The sequence below is a fragment of the Bradyrhizobium iriomotense genome, from assembly GCF_018130765.1.
Lineage (GTDB): Bacteria > Pseudomonadota > Alphaproteobacteria > Rhizobiales > Xanthobacteraceae > Bradyrhizobium > Bradyrhizobium iriomotense_A.
The window spans coordinates 458,139-484,411 of record NZ_JAFCJZ010000001.1; the positions used below are offsets into that span (position 1 = coordinate 458,139).

The window sequence follows — 26,273 nt, forward strand, 5'->3', positions numbered from 1 at the left end:
CCCCCTGTTATCCCCCGCAATCCACCATATTTAGTATTTGATTCAGGAACTCGCACTAGTTCTTGACGGGCGCAACGGAGAGTCCTAGCTTTCGGTCCGTTCGGCGCGAGTGAGTTTGCGTCCCGCCGGCACTCCCCCAAAGGGTCTCGCAAATCACCACTCCGCCGGCCAGCCAAAGGCAGCGGAATAAGGGCTTGTCTGCCCTGTGAAAGCGGACTCCTGGGGCGCCAGAACGGGCCGGCAAAAGGCTCGAATGGCATCGGTTGAAGAAGTGACGTTGTGGGGCGTTGAACGCATGTCGCGCACATCCCGTTGGGGCGGATGGGCGTGGACATGCCGGCGGATGATCGATGCACGCATCGGAGAATCGCGTCGGGAGAACAAGGGCCGGGTCCACCGGCTGAACTGCGGTGCCTTGCGGCCGAACGGCCTTTGAGGACCCGCGAAGCGAAATGACGACCCGGCACGTCCCCAACGAGGGGCGGGACCGGTCAAAGAAAAGGACGGGGCAAGACCATGCGGATTGAGCGGCGCCACACCACTTCGGGACAGTCACCTTACGCGGGAATCGAATTCCGCCTGACCACGTCGGAGATTCGCAATCCCGACGGCTCGGTCGTGTTCAAGCTGGATAACGTCGAGGTCCCGACCGAGTGGTCGCAGGTCGCCTCCGACGTTCTCGCCCAAAAGTACTTCCGGAAAGCCGGCGTCGCCGCGCGCCTGAAGAAGGTCGAGGAGGAATCCGTTCCCTCCTTCCTGTGGCGCTCCGTGCCCGATACCGATGCGCTCGCCGCGCTGCCTGAGAAAGAGCGCTATGTCAGCGAGCTCTCGGCCAAACAGGTGTTCGACCGCCTCGCCGGCTGCTGGACCTATTGGGGCTGGAAGGGCGGCTACTTCACCAATGACGAAGACGCGAAGGCCTTCTACGACGAGCTCCGCTACATGCTCGCCATGCAGATGGTCGCGCCGAACTCGCCGCAATGGTTCAACACCGGCCTGCACTGGGCCTATGGCATCGACGGCCCCGGCCAGGGCCATTATTACGTCGACCCCTTCACCGGCAAGCTGACCAAGTCCAAGTCGGCCTACGAGCATCCGCAGCCGCACGCCTGCTTCATCCAGGGCGTCGGTGACGACCTCGTCAACGAGGGCGGCATCATGGACCTCTGGGTCCGCGAGGCGCGCCTGTTCAAATACGGCTCCGGCACCGGCTCCAACTTCTCCCGCCTGCGCGGCGAAGGCGAAAAGCTGTCCGGCGGCGGCCGCTCGAGCGGCCTGATGAGCTTCCTCAAGATCGGCGACCGCGCCGCCGGCGCGATCAAGTCGGGCGGCACCACGCGCCGCGCGGCCAAGATGGTCGTCGTCGACGTCGATCACCCCGATATCGAGACCTATATCGACTGGAAGGTGAAGGAGGAGCAGAAGGTCGCCGCCCTCGTCACCGGCTCGAAGATTAACCAGAAGCACCTCAAGCTGGTGCTGAAGGCCTGCGTGAACTGCGAAGGCTCGGGCGACGATTGCTTCGACCCCGAGAAGAACCCGGCGCTCCGCCGCGAGATCAAGCTCGCGCGCCGCAGCCTCGTGCCTGACAATTACATCAAGCGCGTCATCCAGTTTGCCAAGCAGGGCTACAAGGACATCCAGTTCGACACCTACGACACCGACTGGGATTCGGAAGCCTATCTCACGGTCTCGGGCCAGAACTCCAACAACTCGGTCTCGCTGAAGGACGACTTCCTCCGCGCGGTCGAGACCGACGGCGACTGGAACCTGAATGCCCGCACCTCCAAGAAGGTGACGAAGACGCTGAAGGCGCGCGACCTCTGGGAGAAGATCGGCTACGCCGCCTGGGCGTCGGCCGACCCGGGCCTGCACTTCAACACCACCATGAACGACTGGCACACCTGCAAGGCGTCCGGCGACATCCGCGCGTCCAATCCGTGCTCGGAATACATGTTCCTGGACGACACCGCGTGTAACCTCGCGTCCGCGAACCTGCTGACCTTCTACAACACGACGACCAAGCAGTTCGACGTCGCCGGCTACGAGCACCTCTGCCAGCTCTGGACCATCGTGCTCGAAATCTCCGTCATGATGGCGCAGTTCCCCTCCCGCGCGATCGCCGAGCTCTCCTACGAGTTCCGCACGCTCGGCCTCGGCTACGCCAACATCGGCGGCCTGCTGATGACCATGGGCCTGTCCTATGACTCCAAGGAAGGCCGTGCGCTCTGCGGCGCGCTGACCGCGGTCATGACCGGCATCACCTACAAGACCTCGGCCGAGATCGCTGCCGAGCTCGGCACCTTCCCCGGCTACAAGAAGAACGCCGCGCACATGCTGCGCGTCATCCGCAACCACCGCCGCGCCGCGCATGGAGAGCCCGGCGGCTACGAGGCGCTCTCCGTCAACCCGGTGCCGCTCGACCACGCCTCCTGCCCGCAGGCCGACATCGTCACCCGTGCGATGGCGGCCTGGGATGCGGCGCTCGAGCTCGGCGAGAAGCACGGCTATCGCAACGCCCAGACCACGGTGATCGCGCCGACCGGCACGATCGGCCTCGTCATGGACTGCGATACGACGGGCATCGAGCCCGACTTCGCCCTGGTGAAGTTCAAGAAGCTGGCCGGCGGCGGCTACTTCAAGATCATCAACCGTGCGGTGCCGTCCGCGCTGCGCGCGCTCGGCTATCGCGAGAGCGAGATCGCGGAGATCGAGGCCTACGCCGTCGGCCATGGCTCGCTCTCCAACGCGCCCGGCATCAACGCCTCGACCCTCAAGGCCAAGGGCTTCACCGATGAAGCCATCGCCAAGGTCGAGAAGGCCCTGCCGACCGCCTTCGACATCAAGTTCGCCTTCAACAAGTGGACCTTTGGCGAAGATTTCATCCGCGACCAGTTGGGCATCGGCGCTGAAGCCATTGCGGCTCCGGGCTTCGATCTCCTCCAGGCCATCGGCTTCACCAAGCGCGAGATCGAGGCGGCCAACGTCCACATCTGCGGCGCGATGACGGTGGAAGGTGCCCCGCACCTGAAGGCTGAGCACTATCCGGTGTTCGACTGCGCCAATCCCTGCGGCAAAATTGGAAAGCGCTACCTGTCGGTCGAGAGCCACATCCGCATGATGGCGGCGGCCCAGCCCTTCATCTCGGGTGCGATCTCCAAGACCATCAACATGCCGAACGACGCCACGGTGGAGGACTGCAAGTCCGCCTACATGCTGTCGTGGAAGCTGGCGCTGAAAGCCAACGCGCTCTATCGCGACGGCTCCAAACTCTCTCAGCCGCTCAACTCGCAGCTCATCAGCGACGATGAGGACGAGGACGATGCGGTCGAGACGCTCTACGAGAAGCCGATGGCGGCGCGTGCGGCCCAGGTCTCGGAGAAGATCGTCGAGAAGCTGGTCGAGCGCATCATCGTGATGCGCGAGCGCGAGAAGATGCCGGATCGCCGCAAGGGCTACACCCAGAAGGCGGTCGTCGGCGGCCACAAGGTGTACTTGCGCACCGGCGAATATGACGACGGCCGTCTCGGCGAGATCTTCATCGACATGCACAAGGAAGGCGCAGCGCTCCGCTCCTTCATCAACAATTTTGCGATCGCGGTCTCCCTCGGTCTGCAATATGGCGTGCCGCTGGACGAATATGTCGACGCCTTCACCTTCACCCGCTTCGAGCCGGCGGGCCCCGTGCAGGGCAACGACAGCATCAAGTACGCGACCTCGATCCTCGACTACGTCTTCCGCGAGCTGGCGGTGAGCTACATGTCGCGCTTCGACCTCGCCCACGTCGATCCCAACGAGACGGGCTTTGACGCGCTCGGCAAGGGCGTCGAGGAAGGCAAGGAGCCGGACGAGGACGCGGGCCACCACGCGACCAGGCTGGTCTCGCGCGGCCTCACCCGCTCGCGGACCGACAACCTGGTCGTGATGCGCGGCGGCTCGACCGCGGTCGCGCAAGGCAACGACAGCGCCCCCGCCGGCGGCAACAAGGTCACCGCCCTCGCCTCCCACGGTGCGTCAGCCCGTGTCGGCGATGCCATCGAAGGCGCCGTCGCCCTGAAGCAGGAAGCGGCCCACGACCTCTCCCCCACGGAGAAGCTCGAGCAGATGCAGTGGAGCAAGGCCGGCACCGCGCAAACCATCGTCCCCACCAAGGCCGAGCGCCGCGCCGAAGCCAAGGCCAAGGGCTACGAGGGCGAGATGTGCAGCGAGTGCGGCAACTTCACGCTGGTGCGGAATGGGACCTGTATGAAGTGCGATACTTGCGGCAGCACGACGGGGTGTTCGTGAGGGGGTAGGTCGCAACGATCGTTAGACCCGGGCTGGTTCGGGAATACATAAAGGGCGGCCGAGAGGCTGCCCTTTTTGGTTCACGGGTCCATCCTCGGCCGACCGATTACCACAACCATCAAGTGAAGCAGATAGGCCTCCGTTGGGCGCTTACTTGCAGCCACTTGATAGGGTACGATACGCTAGTAATCCAAACTCGCGCTGGAAAGATAATGGCAAAAACTGAGCCGCACACGTTTCGCCTGACCCGGCTTAAGCTGACAAACTGGCGCAATTTCCAGTCGGCAGACGTTCTGCTTGCCAAGCGAGCTTTCTTCATCGGCCCCAACGCGTCGGGTAAATCGAATCTGCTCGACGCGATCAGATTCCTCCGAGACATTGTGAAACCTATTGCCGGCGGCTTTAGTACCGCGCTCGAAGTACGCGATGGGTTGCGTGCCGTAAGATGCCTTCAGGCTCGTCGCGTGAGTTATGTTGAAATTGATGTCGATATTGGAAATGACGAACATCCGACTTGCTGGTCATACCGCATCCGCTTCACGCGGTTCGGTCGTGAGCAATTTCCAAGTGTCGAGGAAGAAGAAATCAAGAAGGACGGAAGGCTGGTACTTGAGCAGAGGAGATCAGGCGACACGCCTGAACCCTTCAGATTCAGTCAATCGCTGATTCAGCAAGCTACTAACCAAGCGAAATTTCGCGAACTGGTCGAGTTTTTCAGTTCTATTCGTTATCTTCACGTAGTCCCTCAAATCGTAAGAGATCCTCGTAGAGCTCTTGATCGAACGGAAGATCCCTACGGGGGCGATCTCTTGAAACGGATAAACGAGACAACGCCTCGCACGAGAGAGGCTCGTCTACGTCGCGTTGCTGAGGCTCTCAAAATTGCTGTGCCTCAATTTGTTGATCTGAAGCTGGACCACGACAAAGAAGGACGACCGCACCTCAAGGCAGGTTTCAAGCATTGGCGCCCCAATCCGACCTATCAAACGGAAGAAGTGTTCTCTGACGGCACCCTGCGACTGATCGGTTTCCTTTGGTCGCTCGGGGAAAAGGACGGCCCTCTGCTTCTCGAGGAACCGGAACTTTCACTACATCCCGATGTGGTGCGACAACTTCCGTCAATGATCGCTCGAATGCAGAGACTCTCTGGAAGACAGGTATGCATGACTACGCACTCTGACGCTCTCGTTGGAGCTGATGGCGTCGGACTGCACGAAGTGCATCGGTTGATTCCTGGAGAGAATGGCACAACGATCGAAACCGCCGGAAATAATCCCCAGATACGTACCTTAGTGGAAAGTGGGCTCTCCGTCGGCGAGGCCGCGATGCCTCTCGCGCGTCCCAAAGGTGTCGAGCAACTGTCATTGTTCGATGCAGTCGGCTCCTGAAATTCACTATCTCGTAGAAGGCGATACGGACGCGGCGGTCGCTCGCCGGCTTATTCGAGCCTGTGGTGCATTGCCGGGCATGGAACGCGTAACTCGCGGGAAGGCGAAATTCGCGTCCAATCTCCCAAAATACAACGCTGCGGCAAATCACTATCCTTGGTTAGCGATCCGCGACCTGGATCAGGACGCTGATTGTGCGCCTAGCTTGATCCGAACTGTATTGCCAAAAGCAAGCCCACTAATGTGCTTCCGAGTTGCGGTCCGCGAGGCAGAATCTTGGCTGCTCGGAGACCGTGAGGCTTTAGCCCGCGCGCTCGGGATTTCGACTTCGCGGATTCCTGACCAGCCGGAAGTGTTATCGGACCCGAAACTCACTATCGTAAATTTAGCTCGACACTCAAACAAGCGCGCTGTCCGCGATGGATTAGTTCCAGCGCAAGGTTCAGGCATTGCGATTGGCCCAGAGTATGCTGCGTGGATCATAGATTTCGTCCAAAGCGATTGGGATCCGCATCGCGCCATCGCGAGCAATGGCGTCCCCTCTTTGGAACGAGCATTTCGGGCACTGCAGCGCTTGGCTCAGTCGGCGACTGAGAAGTTAAGAACCCAACGATAGGGCCCATCAGATCGGTGGAGCAAAGCGATACTCGTCAAACTCCGTTGGGTCGGGGGGCGCAACAGCTCGCCCCATTTCACCCACTCCCACAAGACCCATGCCAAGGAAACGCAAGCCCCTCTTACCTCGCCTTCGCAATGTCCAGTGGGGCGCACGGTGGGTGCGCAGGACCTTTGCGCGGGCGCCGCGGATAGTCCGGATCGCGGGCGTCATAACGATCCTATTCGCCGCCATCGCGCTTCTGAACCTCCTCTACCACGTCATCCGCAAACCCACCGAGCTCTTCGTCCTCGTCGGCAACACCCTCGACAAAGAGCCCGCCGAGACCTGGCGTCACTACGGCCCCCTCTTCCGCACCTATTCCACCACCACGATCACCCCCGAATTGCTGGCAGCACTTGCGCAAGTCGAGAGCTCGGGCAATCCGGTGGCGCGCACCTACTGGCGCTGGCGGTGGAGTTTCAATCCGCTTGCGATCTACCGGCCCGCGTCCAGCGCCGTCGGGCTCTTTCAGATGACCGATCCGGCCTACCGTGACGCCGCGCGGTTCTGTGTCCGCGGCAACGCGGTCACGGAGAACGGCTGCGGGTCTTCCTTCCTCTACATCCGCGCGATCCCGAGCCACGCCATCGAGCTGACGTCGGTGTATCTGGACCGCCAGGTGGCCATGGTTCTCAGCCTCGCGGGCGATGTGAAGGCGAGCCGCGAGCAGAAGCAGGATCTCGCCGCCTTTATCCATCTCTGCGGCGCAGGTCCCGCCACTTCCTATGCGCGCCGCAAGTTTCAGACGATCGCAGGCGAACGCTGCGGCGATCACCTCGTCGCGGGCTATGTCGGCAGGGTCAACGCGATGAAGCGGCAGTTTCTGCGGCTTGCGGCAGAGGATCCGTAAATCCGTAGGGTGGGTTAGCTGGCGGTCGCGCGAAGCGCGGTCCGCTGGCCTAACCCACCACCTCTCCGCGCGCCGAGATGAAAGAGGTGGGTTACGCCAAGGGACTGCGCTTCGCGCAGTCCGGGGCTAACCCACCCTACGGCCCTGCCCATGCCCGGCAAAATCTCACCACATGGCCGCCACGCAAGCGACAGCCCACAATCGCGATTTCAGCGCAAACGCGACGGAGGCTCGCGGCTTCATCGATATTCAGGAGCCGTTTGCAATGTTGAGTGCGGTGGAAAACAAACCAACGGGAAAATCCGGCCGGCGCGGGGGCAAAAAGAAGGCCGGACAACGGATCGGGGCCGGCGAGCAACGCGCAAGTGCAGCGCATCAATTGCCGGATGCCTCGGCGGAGAACAGGCAAGAGGCCGAGCAAGAGCCGAGCCGACAGATCAGTGCGGAGATACCTTCGGCTGCAGCCTTGCCGGACGAGACTTCCGGGATGGAGATCGCCGCAAGCCCGCCCGTCGCACCGGTCGAACCCTTCCAGGCCAGCACGCAGGCGATTGCCGACGCCTATAGCGACTACATCAGGACGTCGCTTGAGCAAGCCTGGAGCTTTCTGGGAAAGCTCGCGACGGCGCGTTCACCCGTCGAGGCGTTTGAGCTTCAGATGGAGTACGCGAAACAGGCGTGCGATTCGTTTGTCGCCGAATCCCAGAAGATCACCGAGTTGCATGAACAATTGACCAGACAGAGGGTCATGCATTTTGAGGGGGTCGTGGCCAGGCTCACCCAGACGACGCTCGAAATCCGCGCGATACGTCACTAACAACAGCGAAGCGCGGTCCGCTGGTGTAACCCACGACCTCTCCGCGCCGAGATGAAAGTGGTGGGTTACGTTGCGCGAACTGCGCTTTGCGCAGTCGCGGAGCTAACCCACCCTACGCGCTTAACGACCGCCCGGAGTTCAGTACCCTGACTTCGAGCCGGTGGCTGGCTTCGTGCTCATGCCGGTGGTCTGCCCCGGAGCGGAAGTCGACGCGCCGGCGCTCGTCTTCTTCGAGGCCTTCGCGTGGCGCATCGCGTGATGCTTCTTATGTCCAGGAGCGTAGCTGGAAGCGCCCTTGGAACCCGTCTGCTGCATCTCCTGACCTGGCGTCTTGCTCGATACACCCTGAGCAGACACGGCTGGCGCTGCAGCCATGACAACGGCAGCAGAGAGCGCGATGATCAGTGCTTTCATGTCGTCCTCCTCCCAACAAGCCCCTCAATGGAACGAAGTGAACCACCGCCCGTTCCTATGAACGCTCATAATGGGTTTGGACTTTCCAGGCTGGGTGCGCGCCTTCGATGACCTGCCGATGCATCGTAGGGTGGGTTAGCGCTGTGATTGCGCGAAGCGCAATCACTCGGCGTAACCCACCTCTTCTGCTTCCGTGGAGATAGACCATGGTGGGTTACACCGGAGCCTGTCATCGGACCACGCTTTGCGCGGACCCGGTGGGCTAACCCACCCTGCGGGCTACGGGCGGGGCGTTTGCGGCCCCCGCCTCGGCTAGCCGGTTTTCTTGCTCCGCAGCACTTCGTGCGGGTGGCGGCGATCGCCACGTCGATTCGACTTGCGAACGTAGGTGACGAGCGCCTCGGGGTTCTCGAGCTTGATCTTGAGCGCCGCGACCAACGCGTCCTCGGCATCGATCGTGAGCGCCTTGGCGCGCGACCCGAGCTTCAACCCGACCGTATACGACGTCATGGCCGACTCCACAGATCCAAGCTTCCACCCTACCGCAACCGGCGTCCCTCCGAAACGTGTAACCTCCCTGCACGAGGTCGAAAGGGATGCCGATCACGACTGTTCGATCAGGATCGGTGAACCGAGCTCTTCGAAACGAAACAGCTGAAACACCCGCTGGCCATTGAAGTCGAGCACTCTCAAATCATCGGTCTCGTGCAGGTTGCTTTCAACCGCCTGAAAGTGCCCGCCGTAGCGCTCCCTGGCGAGCGACAAGGGAACCTCGAATGCAACGAACTTGCCGATACCTTTTTGCCTGAGCACCCCAAGCAACTTCAGGTCGTTCAGGGACTCATGCGAGGTGAGAACAAGCAGCGGACCGCTCGCCGTAAGCAGCAAAAGCGATTTCATCGGATCCTCCTTTGCACCCTACCTGATCTTCGCCAGGCACTCCTTCAGACGCTCCAGCTCCGTACGAACCTGGGCCTCCATGGCGTCTTGCAATGCGAGGATGCCCCTGCTGGACAATTCTGCAGAGGCCTTTCTGTCCAGGTTCTGCTTCCAGTCCCGGATGCCTTGCTTGGTGGCCCGTTGGGCCTCCGCCGTCGTCTTGGCGTATTCCTTCATGCAGGCGTCGGCCATTGAGCATGTCTGGCACTCCTGGGCGGCGGCCGGACTTGAAAGAAGCAGGGCGAGTATCGCGGTAGGGACCTTCATTGCGGCTCCTCCCACGATAGCATAGCACGTCGCAGGGATGCCTGGGGAAGCAGTCCCCGGCTGTTCAGCGCCAGACGATTCAAAGTGATCGCGCGACAGCGCCGTGTCGCGCATCGTGTGCCGCGTCCGCCATAATTTTTCCTTGGCACACGCGTTGTGTCGGATAGCGGCGAGACCTATCCTTCCCAAGATCGGACTGCCTCCCATTGACGCCCGACCGGATGGAGAGCGCATCGGTGCCTGAAACGAACGACCCCAAACCTGACAATGCCAAGTCTGATACGGCCAAGTCTGATACGGCCAAATCTGATACGGCAAAGCCTGATGCCGCCAAGCCGGACGAGGCACGCGCCGACGGCGGGCTGGCGCGGGCCTATGGCCAGATCAAGAGCGCGGAGGAAGACCTTGCGCGGCTGGACCGGCTGGTTTCCGGAATGGAACGCGACAGCGAAGGCCCGCGAGCCTCGCACGCAAGCGTAGGAGCGACGGCGGCATCCGGAAACAAGGCGCCGACGCCGGATGCCAAGGTTCCGAATCCTAAGCTTCGCGATCAAGGCTTGAAGGGGGATCGGACCATGATGCGCGCGTTGGTTGGCCTCGTGCTGGCGATCGGTCTTCTCGGTGCCGCCTTCGCGTCGCAATATCGCGATGAGGCCAAATCGATCAGCAAGTCGATCATGGCGCGATGGGCTCCGCCGGCCGCGAGCACGTCCCCGCAGGCGTCCGCGGTGGAAAGTCAGGCACGACCGCCGGCCGTGCTGCTGGCTGCCGCGGATGGGCCGAGCCCGGTGCCCGCGCCTCAGGTCGCCAAGGACACGGAAAGCGCCCCGAAGCCTGCCGCCACGGCGCCTGAGGCGTCATCGTCCGAGCTCGCTCAATCGCTCAAGGCCATCACGAGCGAGCTTGCGAGCATCAACGGCAAGCTCGAGCAACTGAAAAGCAGCAACGAGCAGACCCTGCGTGAGCAGGCCGCCACCATTCAACAGCTCAAGGCGGCGCAGGAGAAGGATGCGGCGGACAATGCGCGCCTCGCCGCGCAGGTCCAGGCGCTGCAAACGCAACTGACCGCGTCATCAACGCCTGCAGCCACCAAGCCCGTCGTGCGCAGCGTGATGAACAACGATGCGGCTGTGTCGGCCCGGCCGCACGTCCCGGCGGCCGCACCCCGGCGGCCCAGGCCGCCGCCGCGAGGTCCCTGGATGCCTCCGCCCTACGGCCCTTATTACGGCGATCCGGATTGGTGAGCCCGCAAGGCGGGATTGCATTCGAAGTGCCGTAGGGTGGGTTGCCTGCGGCGGCGCGAAGCGCAGTCGCCTTGCTAACCCACCCTACGGACCTACGCCCGCCTCACCGTACTTCGCTCATCGTCACCTTGGCCGCGATCCCGGTCAGCTCGGAGTCTTGCGGTGCAAGCTCCTCATCGGAAGACGGGCCTACCGAGACTTCCACCATTCTGCGCTTGACCTCTTCGCATGTCTTGCGGACGTCCTCGGTGAACAGCGCGCATTCTTCGATGCGCTTGAAGATCTTCCGGCCCTCTTCACGATACCCCGCCGCCGTTTCCCGCATGAAGGCGATCGCATCATGGACCTGGGCTGTCAGCGCCTCGCATTTTTGCGCGGCGTCGATCAACTCGGTGCCCATGGCCTCGATCTCTTTTGCAGCGGACTCATAGTCGCGAATGACCGCCTCTGCACTGAGCGCACCGACGCGCGTGACGCCCGCGGTGTGCTCGACGTAATCAGGCAAAGCAATGGAAGTGAGAGAGCTTCCCGGGCGTACCGACGCAATGTCCGCCTCGAGCTGAACCAGGTTCACGCCTTCCCGTCTGCGCAATTGTTCAACACTTGCCATGATTGGTCCTCCCAATACGCACCCAGAACCCCAAACAGTATTGGGTTTATTACGGGGGTAAGTGGCATTCTACCCCGATGAATCCTTGACAGTCCCAGCTTTGCCATTTTTTCCCGATCGCTGGCGCCGCACGCAGCGATAAGGGATTCATCATCGCGCAACCTCTCCTGGTCGCGGGCTATGCCGCCAGGGTCAACGCGATGAAGCGGCACTTTTGCGGCTTGCGGCAGAGGACGGGGATGAGCAAACGAGCGTAGTGCCGTAGGGTGGGTTAGCCTGCGGCGGCGCGAAGCGCAGTCCGCTGGCGTAACCCACCTCTTTGATTTCCGCGGAGGCAAAATTGGTGGGTTACGCTGCGCCAACTGCGCTTCGCGCAGTCGCTTTGCTAACCCACCCTACGGACCTATCTCACTCATGATGGGCACGGCGCAAGCGCGCCTTTGCCCACCCTACAAAGCGTCGATCATTACCACCAATACGGCCAGCGCCATCCCTCATAGCGAACATATGACGGCACCAGCGGCGGGCCGTAGGGATCGACGCGGTCGTCTTCGGGGCGATAACGATAGCGGGGAACGACATTGTAATCCCACGGCGTCGGCCTCAGTACGGGCGCCGTGACGATGAGCCTCTCCTGCGGTGCACGGACGACGACGGCCTTCCGCGTCCGGGCTTCCGCACCTGATGTCCCGAGGCTGCACAGCACCAGGGCCGTTGTTCCGAGCGCGCAGGCGAGCGTCATTTTTGTCATGCGTCAGTCTCCTTAGCCGCAAGAGTGCAAAAGGACTCGCGGCAAGGCAAGCTAATTCGATCCGGACGACGCTCCCGGCGCTACGCAGCGCAATCGCATATGGGTGCACGATGCGGCGGCATCGGCACTGGGCTCCCTCTCCCGCTTGCGGGGGAGGGCTGGGGTGGGGGTGTCTCCACGTCGGGATTGTCGAGGATTGCGGATGATATCCCTGCGTGGCGAGAGCCCTCACCCGCCGCGCTCTGCGAGCGCGTCGGCCTCTCCCGCAAGCGGGAGAGGCGGAGCAAGGCCGCGGACAATCTTCGTGAAATCCATATGCGATAGCCCTGCGGCGTTACGGACGCCTGTCTCGCCGCTGGAACTTGCAAGCCGCCGCAGACGTAGGTGCGGCAATGCGCCTTGCCGGCCTAGGCAGTCGCCTCCGCCAGGCGCTTTTCGGGACTCTGGCCGGCGCCTTGCGGCGGGTTGATGTCGTTCAAGCTCGCATCGCTTTGGTGGATGGCGAGAATGTTGATGCCGAGCGGCATCAACTGATAGCCGTTGTCCGATAGCCACTGCACGAGCTGGAGGTTGTCCGTCTTGATCGTCTCGATCAGCAGGATCGGGCGATAGGTCCTGATCGTCTCCCGGGCGCCCGCGAGGGCCTCCATCTCCATGCCTTCGATATCGATCTTGATGAAATCGACCCGCGGCAGATTGAGCTCGTCGAGCGTCATCTTCCGGACCATGACGGTGTTCTGCGCATAGTCGATCGGCTGACCGATGAACTCGTTGCTTGGGCGCGGCCGCAGCTCCAGGCTGCCGAAGCTGGACGGCGTGAAATAGTTCGGATTCGGAATTTGTATCGAGCCGGATTCGGACGACACGGCCGCATGCACCGCGAACGCGTTGAAGCAGTTGTTGATGGCGATGTTACCCGCCAGCGCGTAGAAAATCCGTTCCTGGGCTTCGACCGCGATCACCGATCCCCAGCCTGTCATCGCCGAGGCCCATTCGATCGTGTGCACGCCGATATTCGCACCGCAGTCGACGGCGATCACGCCGTCACCATGGTGCCGCCGTCGCAACGCCAGCAGTTCGAGCGCGATCTTGACCTCGTTTGGATCGAAAGCGGCCGTTTCGAGGATCTGAAACCCCACGCCGTAGCCGCGGTCAGGGCTGGTCATGCGATAGTCGAAGCGATTGACGATCATCGTTCCGTGGTTGGACGCGGCCAAGACAAAGGCCAGCTTTTGCCCCGCGATCGGCACTGCAGAATCTCCCTGCGCTCAGAGTGGACGCCACTATCGCAATGCCCGCTTATGCGAGGCTTGTGCCGTCGGCGACATCCGCTCAGCGCCGTGAGTCCCGCCTGGCCTGTGCCCTTTTGTTGGCCTGTGAAACCCGTCCAATCTTCGAGGGCGGAAGTTTGACAGTTCGACGACGGCTCGGCAGTGCACGCATGCCGTCATGTGACGTGGGATGATTTTCCGGGCGCACGAACTGCCTGGCCCGGCGCAGCGCCAGCGCCCGTCGGGCAGCTTCTCCCAGCTCGCGCCTTGCTTCAAAGTTCTGCAGCCGTCTCAGCTCCTTGTTGACGCGCTTGAGGGCGGCAACGAAAACTTCCTTGCGCCGGAACGTGCTTGCCCCCGCCCCCGGCGTGCGGCGGCCACCGGGATCGGCCGAACCTTTCGCGACGCGTCGTTGGCGGTGCGCGAGCGTTCGTTCCTTGTCACGAAGGTCACGCAGCAGGTTGCGCAAGTTCTCCAATGCCGCGCGATCGACCTCTCCGATCGCGGGATGGTGGGACGTCAGGACAATCTGCTGTTCTTCATGGTTCAAGATGCTGGACTCGAATTTACATGGCCGTGACATCCTTCTCCTCCTTCTCCTCCTTCGACGAACGGGAAAGCCAGGGGACGTCGCTGTCGAGCACGACATCCGCAGCCGCGAGCCGGCGGAAAAGCGCCCTGCGGCGGGCAATCGGGCCAGGCATAAAGAAAGATGTCGGACGGCTTCCAGATCGCGACCCAGCCGAAAATCAGGAAGCTCTCCTGCAGGATCCGGGAAACGGGATTCTCGTCCAGCTTTCGCGACACAAGCCAGCCGAGCACCAGGCATAACGACAGGATGGAAAGGCCAACCGCGAGCGAGAGCCGTCCGGTCTTGAACAGCTCCCGCATCTCCCGGGTCATGGCCTCGCTTCTGAGGTCGAAATGATCCTTCACCGCGATGACGATGTCGCCTGCGGACGGTTGCGAAAGTTCGTCTGACGGCAGATGAATGACGATCGCGATGGGCGCATCGATCGGCAATTCCTGCGCACGGCCGACGATGTAGTCTTCGGCTTCGACCGCAAGCTCACTTTCCCTGAATGGCGACGGATCCAGCGTGTTGAAGAGCTGCGACACCTTCCGAAGCTTCAGCTCGATGCGGCCGGTCGGCATGGCAATGGCTTCCATTGCAAGCTCATCGTCACGTTTGCCGTGCCAGCGTGTCCCGACCGATGGCTTGCCGCCATCGGGAAATGTACTGAGGACCGGGGGCGTCGTACCGATAGGGACTCTTCGACTGTTATGTCAGCAAGCTTGACCCGGATGAGCGGCCTGTCGCCGCGCTGCCCTACGCGCGCGCCCGGCGCAACGCCTCCACCAGCTTCGTCCTCTGCTTGCCCCAGCGGGTCTGTTCGGCCTCGGCGCGTTCGTCGAGCGCGGCCCGCTCTGTTTCGATCTCCTCCGCCCGCGCCTCGTGCTCCCGCCTCGCCTTGTCCAGCGCCGCCTCGGCCGCGGCGATCGCCTCGTCGCGGCGCGCGCGCTCCTTGGCGCGGGCGGCCTCTTCCTTGCGGCGCTCGGCTTCGCGCCGCCGCTCCTCCTTCTCGAACGAAGCGGCGGCCTTGCGCGCGTCTTGATCGTCGATCTTGCGCGATGCTTTCGGTGCAGGCCTCGCTGGACGCCGCTTCGATCGTGGCCTGGCATCGCCCCCGGCAAGATCGGCCGGCAGCTCCGCCCTCTCGGTGAACGGACCGTCCGATCCGACCGGACGCCTGAGCACGATGCCGGGCTTGGCCATGGTCGCTGCGACGATGTCGGGATCTTCGGTCTCCCTCGCAACGCCCTGATGGAACAGATTGGAGCTGGCGCCCCAGGCCTCGAGCGCCGCCTTCATCGAGGGGGCAGCGACGGCCTGGTCGTAGAAGCCGAGCGAGGTCTGGTAGCTCTTCAGTTGTCTCTTGAGTTGTTTTGGCATGTCGCCCCGCGACGCATCAGCTCCCGGCCGTCGCGCCAGTGCCACAATGCCATCATGCCTCTGTTTTGCCCGACGGGTCAAACGCTGTTCGGTATCGCCGAAGTCGGACCAAAGGGCAGGCTCTCGAGTCTCGCTCATCCCGATGGAGCGGCGTTGCGCGACGGGTCACGCAATTTTCGGTATCCCAGAACTCTGAAATCCCTGGTGTTTTCTACTGTGCATGGGGTTGTTTTCGATGTTTTTTGTTTGGACGGCGCGGCGCCCGTAGCCCGGATGAGCGAAGCGACATCCGGGAATGTCTCGGCAACAGGAGTCCGGGATATCACTTCGCTCATCCGGGCTACAGACTACCTCTCGAGCAACGCGTCATATCCCTTCGCGCTGAACGCCAGCAGACAGAACCCGTGCCCGAACGGATCGGCCAGCATGGCGATCCGCCCATAGGGCGCATCGCGCGCCGGCGCCTCCAGGATCGCGCCGGCGCGAAGCGCGCGCTCGACCGCGGCATCGACATCATCGACGACCACGTCGATATGCACCGGCGTCCAGTGCCGCTCGTAGCGGCGGCGGTCGCCGCCGGCGCCCACCGTGCCGGCCAGCTTGGTCAGCAGATAAACCGGCGCCGGCCAGCCGAGCAGTTCGACGAAATCGGCACCGAAGCGGCGGCCGACGGTCAGGCCGAAGGCGGCGGTGTAGAAGGTCGTGGCTTGGGCGACGTCGGGGACGTCAATGTTGAGCAGGAAGGTCATGGCGGGCTAGCTCCGCGCTTGGCGGGGCGAGCGTAGCCCGGATAAAGCGCAGCGCAATCCTGGATGGTGCCGCAGGTCGGGTCCCGGATTTCGCTTGCGCGCGCGCCGCGCCTGCTTTGTGCCCTCAATCACCTCTCAGGCTCAGAATGTAGGCCGCCAGCGCGTCGGCCTGCTCCAGCGAGATCACCAGGTTCGGCATGTTCTGATGGCTGGTCCGCCAGAACACCTTGAGCGACAGCACCGTGGTGCCGTGGCGGTCGGCGACCGCCTGGAAGCTCGGCGCGTTGTCGAAGAATCCGGCCCCATGCGGCTCGACGGCGTGGCAGGGCTGGCACCAGGCCTGGGCCAGACGATGCCCTTCGGAGACTGCGCGCGGGCCGGACCGCGGTGCCCCCGCGGCGGTGTGGACGACACCGAACAGAAACAGCATCGACAACGCGGTCAGGATGACGAGGCCGATGGAGATTCGAACGGTGTGCGACATGGCCATCCCTCGCCCTTGCTTCGTCGAGACATCAAGCGTAGGTCGGCGCGCGCAGGTGAAATTGATTTGCGTCAAGCGAGCGGCGAGAGACGCATCGGACAAGAGAAAACCACGTCTCCGCCGCCGCGCGGCGAATCACGGCATCGGCATCGCAATCCGCAGGAAGGATCACCATGAACGGCAATCGCTATTACGGCGTCCGCGTCGAGGGTGCGAAATACGGCGTGGGCTTCGGCTCGGCGCTCGCGATCGCGATCTCCTACACCAACAACCATTCGATCCTGTGGGCGATCATCCACGGCATCCTGGGCTGGCTCTACGTGATCTTCGTGGCGCTGTTCCGGTGATATCACACCGGCAGGCGATGATCAGGCCGGCCATCCCCAAGCTTTCGCTTGCTTTCCCGGTTCCCGCCCCTACGGTCGCGCCGCGAACGAAGCACTAGCGAGACAGATATGACTGACACGATGAAATGCCCTGCGTGCAGCTCCGAGCACGCCTATCAGGACCGTGACCTCTGGGTCTGCCCGGAGTGCGGCCACGAGTGGAGCGGTTCGGCCGATGCGGCTGCGGACACGGCGCCGGATGCCAGCGTGCGCGATGCCAACGGCAATGTGCTCGCCGACGGCGACAGCGTCATCGTGATCAAGGACCTCAAGATCAAGGGCTCCTCCTCGGTCGTGAAGGGCGGCACCAAGGTGCGCAACATCCGCCTCCAGGACGCCAGCGACGGCCACAACATCGCCTGCAAGATCGACGGCATCGGCGCGATGAACCTGAAGTCGGAGTTCGTGAGGAAGGCCTGAGCACGGGCCGCGGGCCCGCGCGGTAACGCTAACGCCAGTTCCTTTCCTGGAACACACGATTCCTCTTATCCAATCGGGAAAAATGTGTAATCTGCCTCCTGCCGGGCAGGCCTTTGTAGCGCGTAGGAATTTTTTCAACCCGGGGCTGGCTTTTCGACGACGCGTTTGATTGCATCCGAGCTTTGAGACTTGAATGGCCGCCCTCTGGGGCGGCCTTCCCGTTTTCGGGGTCGGCCTAGCGCTGCCTCTGCGCCAGATAAAATCCGCACAGCACGGTCACGAGGCCGGCCGTCTGCAACAGCGTCGGCGGCTCGCCGAGCAGGAGCCAGCCGGTCAGCAGCGTCAGCGCCGGCACGCAGGCCGGAAACACCGCGGCGCGGGCGACGCCGAGGCGCTGCACCGAGACCGCGAACAGATAGAGCGCGGCGGGGCCCGCGAGCACGCCCTGCGCCAGCGCCTGGATCGCGTTCTCCCATACGCCGATCGCCGCAACGTGAGCGAGGCCAACGATGGCGATGTAGAGCGGCAGCAGCAGCAGCGACAGCACGTTGATGACGAGCGCGGCCGACACGGCCGAGACGCGCCAGCGCCGCAGCGCTGCGCCGAAGCCGGCGAACATCAATCCGGTCAGCACGAAGATCAGATCGCCCTGCACGCCCTCGGCGCCGATATGGCCGATCGATTCCGCGCCGATGACGCCAAGACCGGCGACGATGATGATGGCGCCTGCGAGCCGCGAAGCGGAGATCCGCTCTTTCAGGACCAGTGCCGCGAGCAAGAGACCGCCGAGCGTGGCGCAGGACGGCTGGATCACGCTGCCATGGCCGAGCGGCACGAACAAAAAGCCGGTGTAGGAGATCAGCGACATCACGGGGCCGCCGAGCACCATCAGCGCAAGGCCCCTGCCCCAGCCGATACCGCAGAGATCGGAGATGCCGGCGCGCAGAACCAGCGGCAGGAACGCAATCCCCGACCAGACATAGCGATGCACGAGCAGATCGACCGGCGTGAAGCCGACCTTCAGCCCATGCCGCGTGCCGGCAAAGCCCAGCGCCCAGAACAGCGCAGCCGACAGACCGCAGACCGCAGACCACGCCGAGCAGTGCCGGCGCCGCATCGTTCTTGTGAATGAGAGCGTCAGCGCCGCTCGTCCGCTGATCCATGGATGAAGCCTTATGTCAGTGCGCTTACCGGCTCAACCCACGCAGCCGCAGGGCTGGCACGCAGCGGAGAAGCAAAGACCCTTGTAGCCCGGATGGGCGCAGCGATATCCGGGACTCCTCTCACAACCGTTCCCGGATATCGCTACGCTCATCCGGGCCACACGCGGACCGCATCGTCACCCCTCCTCACCGGACTCGTTGAGATGAGATGAGCCTTCTAGGCCGCGATGCGAATTGCCGCTCGCCACATTCGGACTCGGTCATCCCGCGCCTCTTCCGCATGCAAAGGTCTGAGCTATGATCCGGCCATGCTGAGCTTCGATATCTGCAACGCCGCGCGCCTGCGCCGCGATCCCAATTATGATGGCCGCTTCTTCACGGCGGTGAAGACCACGGGCATCTATTGCCGTCCCGTGTGTCCCGCCAAGCAGCCGCTGACGCGCAACGTCGTCTATTGTCCGACGGCCGCGGCGGCGGAGGCCGCGGGCTTCCGGCCTTGTCTGCGCTGCCGTCCCGAAACCGCGCCGTTCTGCCCGGCCTGGAACGGCACGCGCTCGACCGTGGCGCGAGCGGTGAAGCTCATCAATGATGGCGCGCTCGACGAATGTTCGGTGGTGACCCTCGCGACGCGCCTCGGTATCTCCTCGCGTCATCTGGCGCGGCTGTTCGAGCGGCATGTCGGCGCGACGCCTCAGCAGCTCGCCAAGACGCTGCGTGTCCAGCGTGCCAAGCGCCTGCTCGATGCCGGCGATCACACCATGACGGAGATTGCGTTCCAGTCCGGTTTCGGCAGCCTGCGCCGCTTCAACGCCGCCTTCGCCGAGCTCTACGGCCGCTCGCCGTCCCGCTTGCGCTCATCGAGGGCTGCGTAGCCGTCAGAAAAATCCCGGGCTGAGATCGAGGCCGTAGGTCAGGCTCAGCACGAACACGAACAGCGCGGCGGCCGCGAACAGCGCAAGATGCCTGAGAATGAATTCACGCGGCGACGTAGTGACAGCAACGGCTTTTTGCGCAACGGGCATGAACGACCTCCAGTATGATTCGAGAAATTGGCCGCTCGATATGCGGCGCGCGCATCAGGCACCGCGATCTCCGAAACAACTATTAAGAAGATCACACGCGTCTTGAACGGCCGTACACAACGCTCGGCTCGCGCGCCTCCTTTTGAATTTCGGATTCTCGATCCGCGCACGCGCGCACAAAAACGCGCTGCCTCCCTGCCACAAAGAAAAACCGCGCTCCCAAGGGAACGCGGCTCCAACGTGACGCGAGGCCTTCTTAAAACCCGAATCTTGCGGTAGGCACGATGCGCCCGCACCGCACCTGTCGCGAAAGCTTAGCGGGCCGAGCCCACGGTCGCGGTCTTCACCTTGCGCGGAGCGAGGACGCTGGCCTGGACCACCGTCACGCTGGTGGCGGGCGCCGACACCTGCTGCTCGACCTTGTTGGCGCCGAGCACACGGACCTGCACGGGGGACGCCGGAATGCCATTGGCCTCATAGGCCGGCAGCTCGGCGGCGAAGGTGGCAGTCGAGCCTGCGATGGCGAGGGCGGCGGCTGCGATCGACAAAGTCTTCTTGTTCATTGGTGATGCTCCAGAAGGAAGTTTCGGAGCACATCTAATCCTGATTTGCTGCATTGCGACATGCGTTGTTGCAACGCAATATCGCGTCCCGCGCATGGCAATATGTTTAACGCGCCCAACGTCTTGGACGGATTCCCTGATTCGGCAGGGTCAGCCGCCGAGCACGTTGCCCCAGCCGTCGAAGACGTAGCCCTTCCAGGCGACGGTTCCATCGCCCCGGAGGCGGCTGGCCCGCCGATAATCGTCGGCTTGATCGGCGGTCCAGGTGATGATCCTGCCAGAGACACGATCGTGGAGGATGGCGGGCTCGGTGGGATCGAAGGCGTCCATGGGACGAAGCGAGGAATGCGTCATGGCCGACCAACGCGCTCCGCTTTGGGAAAGTTGCCGCGAGGCGTCAGATTCGTATTTATCGAAGTCAGGCGTCCGCGGCGCCTGGAACCCGCGCGTGTCTCCCAGGCCACACTTCCCCCAAAAAGCCCATTTTCGCCCATTTGCGCCATTGCGCCGCCACACGGCCCCCCGAACAATCGAGGTGCTGCGTGCCTTTCTGTGCAAGACTGTCCGACAAGACTGGTTCGGGCAGAACCGTTTGGAGGCAGGGATCATGAATGATCGGCGGTCTCTTCTGGTGGCAGTCGCGTGCCCCTCGGCCGTCATGGCCGGCTGGCTGGCGCTCTCTCTGTCCGCCTATGCCCCTGCCCTGATCGAGAACAGCGGCGCCAATGCGGCTGCAATCTCGCGTGCGAAAGATCTCGGCCGTCTCGATCTCGCCGACGTTCCGCGCGCTGCGACGATCGAGGATGGCATTGCGCTGACTGCCGACATCGCGGCCGCGGCTGCCGCGACACCAGCGCCGGTGGTCGCCGAAGCAGCGGCGCCCGAGGTGCCCGCCCCCGCCATCAAGCTCGCCTCCGCCGATCCTGCGCTGATCCTGGCGGCCGAACCGCCCGCGCCGCAAATTCTGCCCGAGCCGGCGCCCGTCGCCAGCGAGGCCGCGCCAGTGCAGGAACCCGTCAAGCTTGCATCCGCCGATCCCGCCGAGATCGTGGCCACGGACGCGCTGTCGCCCGCGGCGCTTGCGACCGGGCCGGCAGCCACCACCGAAAGCAAGGCATCACCACCAGCCGACACGATCGCCGTGCTCGACGAATGCTTCGTCATCGACGCCTGCATCGACCGCTATCTCTGGGCCCTCTACCAGCGCACGCCCAAGGAGGACTCGATCAAGGTCGAGGACCGCCGCGCCGTCACCGTCAAGCGCAGGGGCAAGATGGTGACCGTGATGCGCAGCTTCACAAAACTGGTCGACGAGGATTTCGGCTGGAAGGATCCGAAGGCCGCCGAGCACGCGAACATGTCGATGATGGATTACGTCATCGGCGGCATGGACAAGAGCTTTAAGCGAAAACTGTTCCGTACGCTGCTCGCCGCCGAAGCCGCCGGCCTGTCGCCGGGCATCACCAGCGCGTTCCGTGACGACTACCGCCAGTCGATCGCGAGCGGCCTGAAGGCCGCCTCCGACCGCTCCTATCACGGCGGCAGCACGCGCGGCGGCTACGGCCACGGCATGGCGGCCGACATCGTCAGCACCCAGGGCAATAACCGCGCGCAGCGTTGGGTCTCGACTGAAGTGTTGTGGAAATGGGTCGATGCCAACGGCAAAGCATACGGCATCGGCCGGCCCTATCTCGGCCGCGACCCGCCGCATGTCGGCCCCATCGACGGTGCAGAATATATCTCGAAGCGCGGCACGGCGGACCGCAAGGACGTCGCCAGCGCCAAGCCGAAGAAGGCGCGGGCCGTGGCGCATGCGAAGCTGCCGAAGGCGCAGGCCGCGCGTGAGCAGAAAACCCCGGGCAAGCCGCAGAAATCGGCGCAATCGATCGGCAAGCGCGCGACCTGAGCCGTTACGGCTTGCGTCCCGCCGTCGGCAGCGGCACCAGCCGCATCTCGGCCGCGCCGGCCTCTTGCGTGCGCACCAGCACGGCAAAGATGGTCTCGACCGCGAGCCGTACCGCGGCTTCCATCGCCTTGCCCTTGGCCAGATGCGCCGCGATCAGGCCGGTGAGCAGATCGCCGGTGCCATAGGGGCGGATCGGCAGCCGCGGCGTCGCAAAGCGCGACAGCTGGCCGTCAGCGCAAAGGATAGTCTCCACCTGCCCGTCAGGCGTGTCGGTGAGGGTGCAGCCGGTCGCTACGACGTCGATGCGGCCCTCGCCAGCGAGCGCCGCGCACGCCGCGCGCAGGCCCTGCGTATCGGCGATCGGAAGCCCAGCGAGCAGCTCGAGCTCGAACTGGTTCGGCGTCGTCAGGTTCGCGGCCGGCAGCAGCCGGTGCCGCACCACGTCCAGGATGCCGTCGGCGACATAGACGCGGCCATCGTCCCCGATCACGGGGTCGCAGAGATAGACGAGCTTCGAATTCCGCGTCAGGGCGCGCTCGACGAAATCGGCGACGACAGCCGCATTGCCGGGCGAGCCGAGATAGCCGGTGACCAGCACCGCGGCCTCGTCGACGAGATCGCGCTCCTCGACGCCTTTGAGAAGATCGGCGACGAGCTCGGTCTCCAGCACGCGGCCGCGCAGGGTCGGATAGCGCGGATGGTTCGATAGCAGCGTGGTCGGCACCGCCGCGACGTTTACGCCTTCCGCCTGCATGGCGTAGGCGGCCGCGCTGTTGCCGACATGGCCGTGGACCACCTGGCTTTGAATGGAGATGACGAGCATGCGGAGGTCCGTAAGGTCAATCGCGGTGCAAGGCAAGCGCAACCCGGATCACGAAAAATCGTACCCAAGCCCCGGCCGCAGCGCTTGCATCTTCCGCGCCAGCCGCCGATGCCCCGTCTCCTCCGACCGCGCCAAGCGGTCCGCGACAGCGACATGATCCGCATCGCTCTTGTGCTGGTTGAGCTTGGCCTGCCCCTCGACGGTATCGATCACGAGATCGATGACGCGGATCGCGGCCAGCATGCTCTCGCGCTTCTCCGGCTCCATCCGGGCGAGGTCCCAGGGCTGCTTCGGCAAACGCGCCTCGGCGACCGCGAGCAGCGCATCGCCATGCCCGCGGTTCTGGTCCAGCCCGCGCAGATGCGCCACGCCCGACAGGTGCACGGCATCGTAGAGCCAGGTCGAGACGTTGTCCTGCGACGCATACCAGTCATTGGAGACGTAGGCATCGTCGCCGGCGACGATCAGCAGGAATCGCCGCGCACCATCCGCCAGCGGAACGAGCGGATTCCTGGCGGTGAGGTGGATCTGCACGATCGCGCGCCCGTCGCGTTTGGCCAGCACGAACGGCACATGCGAGGCGCGCGGCCCGCGCTCGTCCACTGCTACGACCACGCCGAAGCCGCGTTGCCCGGCGAACTCCAGCGCAGCCTGCTCCTCGATGCGGAATTGGGGACGGAGGACATGCATGGCGCGGCGCTCGATTGGCTCGACGAAGGGCGAGGCCAAGCTAACCCATCATGTGCCGAAATCAGAAACGATATTGGGCCGCAAACGCAGATGTCAGGATTGATTTCGGCGCCGCGCCAGCTCGCCGAGATAGGCGCAGAACATGTCGGCCAGTCCGTCGGCATGGCGCGCGATCTCCGCTTCGCTGCGTGGCGCCTCCGAGAACCGCTTGCCGACCTCGCTCAGCGTCGTCGTGATCAGTTCGCCGGCAAGCGCGCGCGTTGCATCCGTTGCCCTGGGCAGCGCCTCCCGCATGAACGCCGCGACGATTCCCTTGCCGGCAGCCCGCGCGTCCTGCGCCTCGGGCGCATCGCGATAGAGCGGTGCTGCGTCGCTGAGCGCGGTGCGGATCGCGGCCTCCTCGCACTCCGAGCGGATGAAGGCGTGGACCAGCGCGCGCAGCCGCGCCAGTGGCGGCTTCGCACCGTCCGCGAGGATGCCGCGCAACATGTCGCTCGTGCGCCGCCATTCATCGCTCTGGAGGCGGAACAGGATCGCCGCCTTGTTCGGAAAGTATTGATAGAGCGACCCGACGCTCACCCCGGCCCGCTCCGCCACCCGCGCCGTCGTGAAACGCTGCGCGCCCTCCTTCGCCAGGACCTGAACAGCGGCATCCAGAATGGCCGCCACGAGCTCTGTGGAGCGGACCTGTTGCGGCTGTTTTCGTGAGGAGATTGAACGGCTTCGACGATCGGCCATGGCGCCCTTGGGCAATGCGAATAGCGAATGCGACGAATTAGTCGTATTTCAGCTTTCACGCAAGCACACGTTTTGCCGCCAACTCTGGAGACCTCGAATGACCATCCCCACCATCACATCGCTTGCGCCGCTGCTGGATCGCCTCTTCCGCGAGGCCGAGGCCGCAAGCGGCGCAACGCACGCAGCCGTCGCGGATCTGTCCGATACCGAGCGGGCGCGGATGCTGCGGAGCAAGACCGACTATCGCGATCTCTATGGACGCCTGAAGGACGCGCCGCTCGCGGTCTCGCGCGAGACCGGTCACCTACTCTACATGCTGGCGCGCAGCTCCCGCGCCAAGGCGATCGTCGAGTTCGGCACCTCGTTCGGCATCTCGACGCTGCACTTTGCCGCAGGCTTGCGCGACAAGGGCGGCGGCCGTCTCATCACCAGTTCGAACCGTCGAAAGTCGCGCGGGCGCTGGACAACCTGTCGGCCGGCGGCTTGATCGACCTCGTCGAAATCCGCGAGGGCGATGCGCTGCAAACCCTCAGTGCCGATCTGCCTGATACGATCGATCTCGTGCTGCTCGACGGCGCCAAGGCGCTCTACCCCGAGATCCTGGATCTGATCGAAGGCCACCTCCGGCCGGGTGCGATCGTCGTCGCCGACAACGCCGACGACAGTCCCGACTATCTGGCGCGCGTACGCGCGCCCGGAAGCGGCTACATGTCCACGCCCTTCGCCGAAGACGTCGAACTCTCCGTGCGGATCAACTAGCGCCGCCCCGAACCACCACAAGAGCTTGAGGCCGCCGCACGCTGCATCGCGCGGCGGCTTCAGCCTGTGTTCCCGACGTGTCGCAGGCTCGTCACTGACACGTGATAATGGTTGACGGCAAAAGCCGATTTCTGCGTGCTAAACATACCTACCGCGCGGTATCTTTCTTAGCCGCCATGCCCGAGCCCGACATGACCTCCGCCTTCAACGCCTACGCAGCGCTTGCCCTCGCCATTGTCCTCGAGGTTACCGCGTCCGCCTTCCTGCAGCAGTCCGCGCAATTCACGCGGCCGTGGCCGACGCTCGCCATGGTGCTGTTCTATGTCGCCTCGTTTTACGCGCTGTCGGTCGCGATCCGGGTGATCCCCTTGAGCATCGCCTATGCGATCTGGGGCGGCGTCGGCATCATCCTGACCGCGACCGTCTCCTTCGTGCTGTTCCGCCAGATGCTGGACGCCGCCGCCTTCGTCGGCATCGGCTTGATCGTATCGGGGGTCGTGATCATCAACCTGTTCTCGGAGACGACGGTGCATTGATGCCGGGAAGCGCCTATACCCGCGCCAAGCAGCCCGAACAGGTGCGGCGCGCCCTGCTCGATCACGCCGCTTCCATTGCCATGGACCACGGCGTCGCCGGCGTCACCGTGCAGGCGGTGGCGGCGGCGGCCGGCGTCACCAAGGGCGGGCTGTTTCATCACTTCGGCAACAAGCAGGCATTGATCGAGGGCCTGTTCGCGGACCTGCTCGGCCGCGTCGATGCCGAGATCGACGCTGCCATCGAAGCTGATCCCAAGCCGCGCGGCAGTTTTACGCGCGCCTATGTCAATGCCGTGTTCACCGGCAAGGCCTTCGGCTTTGCGACGCCATGGGCGGCGCTGAGCATGGTCGTCGTGACCGATCCTTCCCTGCGCCGCCTCTGGAACGACTGGATCAAGGCCCGGCTGAAGCGCCACCGCGCGACCGACGGCACGCCCGAGCTGCAGATCGTGCGCCTCGCCGCCGACGGGGCCTGGCTGACCTTTGTCACGACCGGGCAGACACGCATGAATGCCGACTTGCGCGCCGTGCACGACCGGCTGATCGCGCAGACCTATCGGCGCGGATAGCCGCAGTCCTCACCG

The 26,273-nt window shown here is 63.8% G+C and carries 30 protein-coding genes and 1 pseudogene; 12 read left to right on the forward strand and 19 right to left on the reverse strand.

Annotated elements, in window-relative coordinates; genetic code table 11:
* Positions 1-516 precede the first annotated feature (516 nt).
* The 4 genes from JQ635_RS02120 (at position 517) to JQ635_RS02135 (ending at position 8,000) form a co-directional block, all read left to right on the forward strand.
* Positions 517-4,287, forward strand: coding sequence for a vitamin B12-dependent ribonucleotide reductase (locus JQ635_RS02120; protein ID WP_211408216.1), 3,771 nt, complete (start codon positions 517-519; stop codon positions 4,285-4,287).
* A 212-nt stretch (positions 4,288-4,499) separates the two neighbouring features.
* Positions 4,500-5,675, forward strand: a complete 1,176-nt coding sequence (locus JQ635_RS02125; protein WP_211408217.1) for an AAA family ATPase — start codon at positions 4,500-4,502, stop codon at positions 5,673-5,675.
* A gap of 713 nt (positions 5,676-6,388) precedes the next feature.
* Positions 6,389-7,183, forward strand: a complete 795-nt coding sequence (locus JQ635_RS02130; protein ID WP_211408218.1) for a transglycosylase SLT domain-containing protein — start codon at positions 6,389-6,391, stop codon at positions 7,181-7,183.
* A gap of 172 nt (positions 7,184-7,355) precedes the next feature.
* Positions 7,356-8,000 (forward strand): phasin family protein, encoded by a 645-nt coding sequence (locus JQ635_RS02135; protein WP_211408219.1) that lies wholly within the window; start codon positions 7,356-7,358, stop codon positions 7,998-8,000.
* A 138-nt stretch (positions 8,001-8,138) separates the two neighbouring features.
* Here JQ635_RS02135 and JQ635_RS02140 read toward each other — a convergent pair whose 3' ends face one another.
* The 4 genes from JQ635_RS02140 to JQ635_RS02155 all read right to left on the reverse strand — a co-directional run bounded on the left by JQ635_RS02140 (position 8,139) and on the right by JQ635_RS02155 (position 9,620).
* Positions 8,139-8,414, reverse strand: a complete 276-nt coding sequence (locus JQ635_RS02140) for a hypothetical protein (RefSeq protein WP_211408220.1) — start codon at positions 8,412-8,414, stop codon at positions 8,139-8,141.
* A gap of 312 nt (positions 8,415-8,726) precedes the next feature.
* Positions 8,727-8,924: a hypothetical protein gene (locus JQ635_RS02145; protein WP_211408221.1), complete on the reverse strand. Its 198-nt coding sequence runs from the start codon at positions 8,922-8,924 to the stop codon at positions 8,727-8,729.
* Between the two features lie 93 nt (positions 8,925-9,017).
* A complete protein-coding gene (locus JQ635_RS02150; protein ID WP_100234502.1) occupies positions 9,018-9,314 on the reverse strand; it encodes a cytosolic protein in 297 nt (98 codons plus the stop codon).
* 18 nt (positions 9,315-9,332) lie between these two features.
* Entirely contained in the window at positions 9,333-9,620 is a 288-nt protein-coding gene (locus JQ635_RS02155; protein ID WP_211408222.1) for a hypothetical protein, read from the reverse strand.
* Between the two features lie 221 nt (positions 9,621-9,841).
* On the opposite strand from JQ635_RS02155, the gene JQ635_RS02160 reads away from it, so the two are divergent.
* Positions 9,842-10,864, forward strand: a complete 1,023-nt coding sequence (locus tag JQ635_RS02160) for a hypothetical protein (RefSeq protein ID WP_211408472.1) — start codon at positions 9,842-9,844, stop codon at positions 10,862-10,864.
* Positions 10,865-10,967: 103 nt separating this feature from the next.
* Here the strand turns inward: JQ635_RS02160 and JQ635_RS02165 are convergent, their stop codons facing one another.
* The 8 genes from JQ635_RS02165 to JQ635_RS02200 form a co-directional block, all read right to left on the reverse strand.
* A complete protein-coding gene (locus tag JQ635_RS02165) occupies positions 10,968-11,474 on the reverse strand; it encodes a hypothetical protein (RefSeq protein ID WP_211408223.1) in 507 nt (168 codons plus the stop codon).
* A 466-nt stretch (positions 11,475-11,940) separates the two neighbouring features.
* On the reverse strand, positions 11,941-12,225 hold the full coding sequence (locus tag JQ635_RS02170) for a hypothetical protein (protein ID WP_018644639.1): 285 nt from the start codon (positions 12,223-12,225) through the stop codon (positions 11,941-11,943).
* Between the two features lie 407 nt (positions 12,226-12,632).
* The gene (locus JQ635_RS02175) at positions 12,633-13,475 is read right to left on the reverse strand and encodes an FkbM family methyltransferase (protein ID WP_211408224.1); all 843 of its coding nucleotides are present in this window, start codon (positions 13,473-13,475) and stop codon (positions 12,633-12,635) included.
* Positions 13,476-13,557: 82 nt separating this feature from the next.
* Positions 13,558-14,046, reverse strand: a complete 489-nt coding sequence (locus JQ635_RS02180; RefSeq protein ID WP_246583230.1) for a hypothetical protein — start codon at positions 14,044-14,046, stop codon at positions 13,558-13,560.
* Positions 14,043-14,666, reverse strand: coding sequence for a hypothetical protein (locus JQ635_RS02185; protein ID WP_211408226.1), 624 nt, complete (start codon positions 14,664-14,666; stop codon positions 14,043-14,045). Before JQ635_RS02185 ends, JQ635_RS02180 begins: the two co-directional genes overlap by 4 nt.
* A 160-nt stretch (positions 14,667-14,826) precedes the next feature.
* Complete coding sequence (locus JQ635_RS02190) at positions 14,827-15,450, reverse strand: cell envelope biogenesis protein TolA (RefSeq protein ID WP_211408227.1); 624 nt, start codon at positions 15,448-15,450, stop codon at positions 14,827-14,829.
* A gap of 347 nt (positions 15,451-15,797) precedes the next feature.
* Positions 15,798-16,199: a VOC family protein gene (locus JQ635_RS02195; RefSeq protein ID WP_211408228.1), complete on the reverse strand. Its 402-nt coding sequence runs from the start codon at positions 16,197-16,199 to the stop codon at positions 15,798-15,800.
* A 124-nt stretch (positions 16,200-16,323) separates the two neighbouring features.
* On the reverse strand, positions 16,324-16,683 hold the full coding sequence (locus tag JQ635_RS02200; RefSeq protein WP_211408229.1) for a c-type cytochrome: 360 nt from the start codon (positions 16,681-16,683) through the stop codon (positions 16,324-16,326).
* Positions 16,684-16,856: 173 nt separating this feature from the next.
* On the opposite strand from JQ635_RS02200, the gene JQ635_RS02205 reads away from it, so the two are divergent.
* Both JQ635_RS02205 and JQ635_RS02210 read left to right on the forward strand, forming a co-directional pair.
* Positions 16,857-17,030, forward strand: coding sequence for a hypothetical protein (locus JQ635_RS02205; protein WP_018644642.1), 174 nt, complete (start codon positions 16,857-16,859; stop codon positions 17,028-17,030).
* Between the two features lie 108 nt (positions 17,031-17,138).
* Complete coding sequence (locus JQ635_RS02210) at positions 17,139-17,489, forward strand: zinc ribbon domain-containing protein YjdM (protein WP_211408230.1); 351 nt, start codon at positions 17,139-17,141, stop codon at positions 17,487-17,489.
* A gap of 235 nt (positions 17,490-17,724) precedes the next feature.
* Here JQ635_RS02210 and JQ635_RS02215 read toward each other — a convergent pair whose 3' ends face one another.
* Positions 17,725-18,606, reverse strand: a complete 882-nt coding sequence (locus JQ635_RS02215) for a DMT family transporter (RefSeq protein ID WP_211408231.1) — start codon at positions 18,604-18,606, stop codon at positions 17,725-17,727.
* A gap of 354 nt (positions 18,607-18,960) precedes the next feature.
* On the opposite strand from JQ635_RS02215, the gene JQ635_RS02220 reads away from it, so the two are divergent.
* On the forward strand, positions 18,961-19,524 hold the full coding sequence (locus JQ635_RS02220) for a bifunctional transcriptional activator/DNA repair enzyme AdaA (RefSeq protein WP_211408232.1): 564 nt from the start codon (positions 18,961-18,963) through the stop codon (positions 19,522-19,524).
* 3 nt (positions 19,525-19,527) lie between these two features.
* On the opposite strand, the gene JQ635_RS02225 is transcribed toward JQ635_RS02220, so the two are convergent.
* The 3 genes from JQ635_RS02225 to JQ635_RS02235 form a co-directional block, all read right to left on the reverse strand.
* Complete coding sequence (locus JQ635_RS02225) at positions 19,528-19,674, reverse strand: hypothetical protein (protein WP_211408233.1); 147 nt, start codon at positions 19,672-19,674, stop codon at positions 19,528-19,530.
* 314 nt (positions 19,675-19,988) lie between these two features.
* Positions 19,989-20,237 carry a hypothetical protein gene (locus JQ635_RS02230; protein WP_211408234.1) on the reverse strand — a complete coding sequence of 83 codons (249 nt, stop codon included), beginning with the start codon at positions 20,235-20,237 and terminating at the stop codon, positions 19,989-19,991.
* Between the two features lie 150 nt (positions 20,238-20,387).
* Positions 20,388-20,591 (reverse strand): hypothetical protein, encoded by a 204-nt coding sequence (locus JQ635_RS02235; RefSeq protein WP_211408235.1) that lies wholly within the window; start codon positions 20,589-20,591, stop codon positions 20,388-20,390.
* 253 nt (positions 20,592-20,844) lie between these two features.
* On the opposite strand from JQ635_RS02235, the gene JQ635_RS02240 reads away from it, so the two are divergent.
* The gene (locus JQ635_RS02240) at positions 20,845-22,143 is read left to right on the forward strand and encodes a hypothetical protein (protein ID WP_211408236.1); all 1,299 of its coding nucleotides are present in this window, start codon (positions 20,845-20,847) and stop codon (positions 22,141-22,143) included.
* Between the two features lie 4 nt (positions 22,144-22,147).
* On the opposite strand, the gene pdxY is transcribed toward JQ635_RS02240, so the two are convergent.
* The 3 genes from pdxY to JQ635_RS02255 all read right to left on the reverse strand — a co-directional run bounded on the left by pdxY (position 22,148) and on the right by JQ635_RS02255 (position 24,394).
* Complete coding sequence (pdxY, locus tag JQ635_RS02245) at positions 22,148-22,966, reverse strand: pyridoxal kinase (protein ID WP_211408237.1); 819 nt, start codon at positions 22,964-22,966, stop codon at positions 22,148-22,150.
* Between the two features lie 48 nt (positions 22,967-23,014).
* Entirely contained in the window at positions 23,015-23,656 is a 642-nt protein-coding gene (locus tag JQ635_RS02250) for an FMN-binding negative transcriptional regulator (protein ID WP_211408473.1), read from the reverse strand.
* A gap of 93 nt (positions 23,657-23,749) precedes the next feature.
* The gene (locus JQ635_RS02255; protein ID WP_211408474.1) at positions 23,750-24,394 is read right to left on the reverse strand and encodes a TetR family transcriptional regulator; all 645 of its coding nucleotides are present in this window, start codon (positions 24,392-24,394) and stop codon (positions 23,750-23,752) included.
* Between the two features lie 97 nt (positions 24,395-24,491).
* On the opposite strand from JQ635_RS02255, the pseudogene JQ635_RS02260 reads away from it, so the two are divergent.
* The 3 genes and pseudogenes from JQ635_RS02260 to JQ635_RS02270 all read left to right on the forward strand — a co-directional run bounded on the left by JQ635_RS02260 (position 24,492) and on the right by JQ635_RS02270 (position 26,258).
* Positions 24,492-25,153, forward strand: a pseudogene (locus JQ635_RS02260) (O-methyltransferase).
* 191 nt (positions 25,154-25,344) lie between these two features.
* Positions 25,345-25,689 (forward strand): DMT family transporter, encoded by a 345-nt coding sequence (locus JQ635_RS02265; protein ID WP_211408238.1) that lies wholly within the window; start codon positions 25,345-25,347, stop codon positions 25,687-25,689.
* Positions 25,689-26,258 (forward strand): TetR family transcriptional regulator, encoded by a 570-nt coding sequence (locus JQ635_RS02270; RefSeq protein WP_211408475.1) that lies wholly within the window; start codon positions 25,689-25,691, stop codon positions 26,256-26,258. The genes JQ635_RS02265 and JQ635_RS02270 overlap by 1 nt, the downstream gene beginning before the upstream one ends.
* Positions 26,259-26,273 lie beyond the last annotated feature (15 nt).

What these genes read in the sequence shown, in the direction of transcription:
- JQ635_RS02140 (WP_211408220.1), bottom strand. Translation starts at nt 8,414, where the DNA reads ATGAAAGCACTGATCATCGCGCTCTCTGCTGCCGTTGTCATGGCTGCA.
- JQ635_RS02225 (WP_211408233.1), bottom strand. Translation starts at nt 19,674, where the DNA reads ATGCCCGTTGCGCAAAAAGCCGTTGCTGTCACTACGTCGCCGCGTGAA.
- JQ635_RS02205 (WP_018644642.1), top strand. Translation starts at nt 16,857, where the DNA reads ATGAACGGCAATCGCTATTACGGCGTCCGCGTCGAGGGTGCGAAATAC.
- JQ635_RS02250 (WP_211408473.1), bottom strand. Translation starts at nt 23,656, where the DNA reads ATGCATGTCCTCCGTCCCCAATTCCGCATCGAGGAGCAGGCTGCGCTG.
- JQ635_RS02265 (WP_211408238.1), top strand. Translation starts at nt 25,345, where the DNA reads ATGACCTCCGCCTTCAACGCCTACGCAGCGCTTGCCCTCGCCATTGTC.
- JQ635_RS02190 (WP_211408227.1), bottom strand. Translation starts at nt 15,450, where the DNA reads ATGCCAAAACAACTCAAGAGACAACTGAAGAGCTACCAGACCTCGCTC.
- JQ635_RS02220 (WP_211408232.1), top strand. Translation starts at nt 18,961, where the DNA reads ATGCTGAGCTTCGATATCTGCAACGCCGCGCGCCTGCGCCGCGATCCC.
- JQ635_RS02145 (WP_211408221.1), bottom strand. Translation starts at nt 8,924, where the DNA reads ATGACGTCGTATACGGTCGGGTTGAAGCTCGGGTCGCGCGCCAAGGCG.
- JQ635_RS02240 (WP_211408236.1), top strand. Translation starts at nt 20,845, where the DNA reads ATGAATGATCGGCGGTCTCTTCTGGTGGCAGTCGCGTGCCCCTCGGCC.
- JQ635_RS02165 (WP_211408223.1), bottom strand. Translation starts at nt 11,474, where the DNA reads ATGGCAAGTGTTGAACAATTGCGCAGACGGGAAGGCGTGAACCTGGTT.
- JQ635_RS02135 (WP_211408219.1), top strand. Translation starts at nt 7,356, where the DNA reads ATGGCCGCCACGCAAGCGACAGCCCACAATCGCGATTTCAGCGCAAAC.
- JQ635_RS02255 (WP_211408474.1), bottom strand. Translation starts at nt 24,394, where the DNA reads ATGGCCGATCGTCGAAGCCGTTCAATCTCCTCACGAAAACAGCCGCAA.
- JQ635_RS02270 (WP_211408475.1), top strand. Translation starts at nt 25,689, where the DNA reads ATGCCGGGAAGCGCCTATACCCGCGCCAAGCAGCCCGAACAGGTGCGG.
- JQ635_RS02160 (WP_211408472.1), top strand. Translation starts at nt 9,842, where the DNA reads ATGGAGAGCGCATCGGTGCCTGAAACGAACGACCCCAAACCTGACAAT.
- JQ635_RS02120 (WP_211408216.1), top strand. Translation starts at nt 517, where the DNA reads ATGCGGATTGAGCGGCGCCACACCACTTCGGGACAGTCACCTTACGCG.
- JQ635_RS02230 (WP_211408234.1), bottom strand. Translation starts at nt 20,237, where the DNA reads ATGAACAAGAAGACTTTGTCGATCGCAGCCGCCGCCCTCGCCATCGCA.
- pdxY (WP_211408237.1), bottom strand. Translation starts at nt 22,966, where the DNA reads ATGCTCGTCATCTCCATTCAAAGCCAGGTGGTCCACGGCCATGTCGGC.
- JQ635_RS02150 (WP_100234502.1), bottom strand. Translation starts at nt 9,314, where the DNA reads ATGAAATCGCTTTTGCTGCTTACGGCGAGCGGTCCGCTGCTTGTTCTC.
- JQ635_RS02200 (WP_211408229.1), bottom strand. Translation starts at nt 16,683, where the DNA reads ATGTCGCACACCGTTCGAATCTCCATCGGCCTCGTCATCCTGACCGCG.
- JQ635_RS02170 (WP_018644639.1), bottom strand. Translation starts at nt 12,225, where the DNA reads ATGACAAAAATGACGCTCGCCTGCGCGCTCGGAACAACGGCCCTGGTG.
- JQ635_RS02215 (WP_211408231.1), bottom strand. Translation starts at nt 18,606, where the DNA reads ATGCGGCGCCGGCACTGCTCGGCGTGGTCTGCGGTCTGCGGTCTGTCG.
- JQ635_RS02125 (WP_211408217.1), top strand. Translation starts at nt 4,500, where the DNA reads ATGGCAAAAACTGAGCCGCACACGTTTCGCCTGACCCGGCTTAAGCTG.
- JQ635_RS02130 (WP_211408218.1), top strand. Translation starts at nt 6,389, where the DNA reads ATGCCAAGGAAACGCAAGCCCCTCTTACCTCGCCTTCGCAATGTCCAG.
- JQ635_RS02235 (WP_211408235.1), bottom strand. Translation starts at nt 20,591, where the DNA reads ATGACGCATTCCTCGCTTCGTCCCATGGACGCCTTCGATCCCACCGAG.
- JQ635_RS02155 (WP_211408222.1), bottom strand. Translation starts at nt 9,620, where the DNA reads ATGAAGGTCCCTACCGCGATACTCGCCCTGCTTCTTTCAAGTCCGGCC.
- JQ635_RS02210 (WP_211408230.1), top strand. Translation starts at nt 17,139, where the DNA reads ATGACTGACACGATGAAATGCCCTGCGTGCAGCTCCGAGCACGCCTAT.
- JQ635_RS02195 (WP_211408228.1), bottom strand. Translation starts at nt 16,199, where the DNA reads ATGACCTTCCTGCTCAACATTGACGTCCCCGACGTCGCCCAAGCCACG.
- JQ635_RS02185 (WP_211408226.1), bottom strand. Translation starts at nt 14,666, where the DNA reads ATGGAAGCCATTGCCATGCCGACCGGCCGCATCGAGCTGAAGCTTCGG.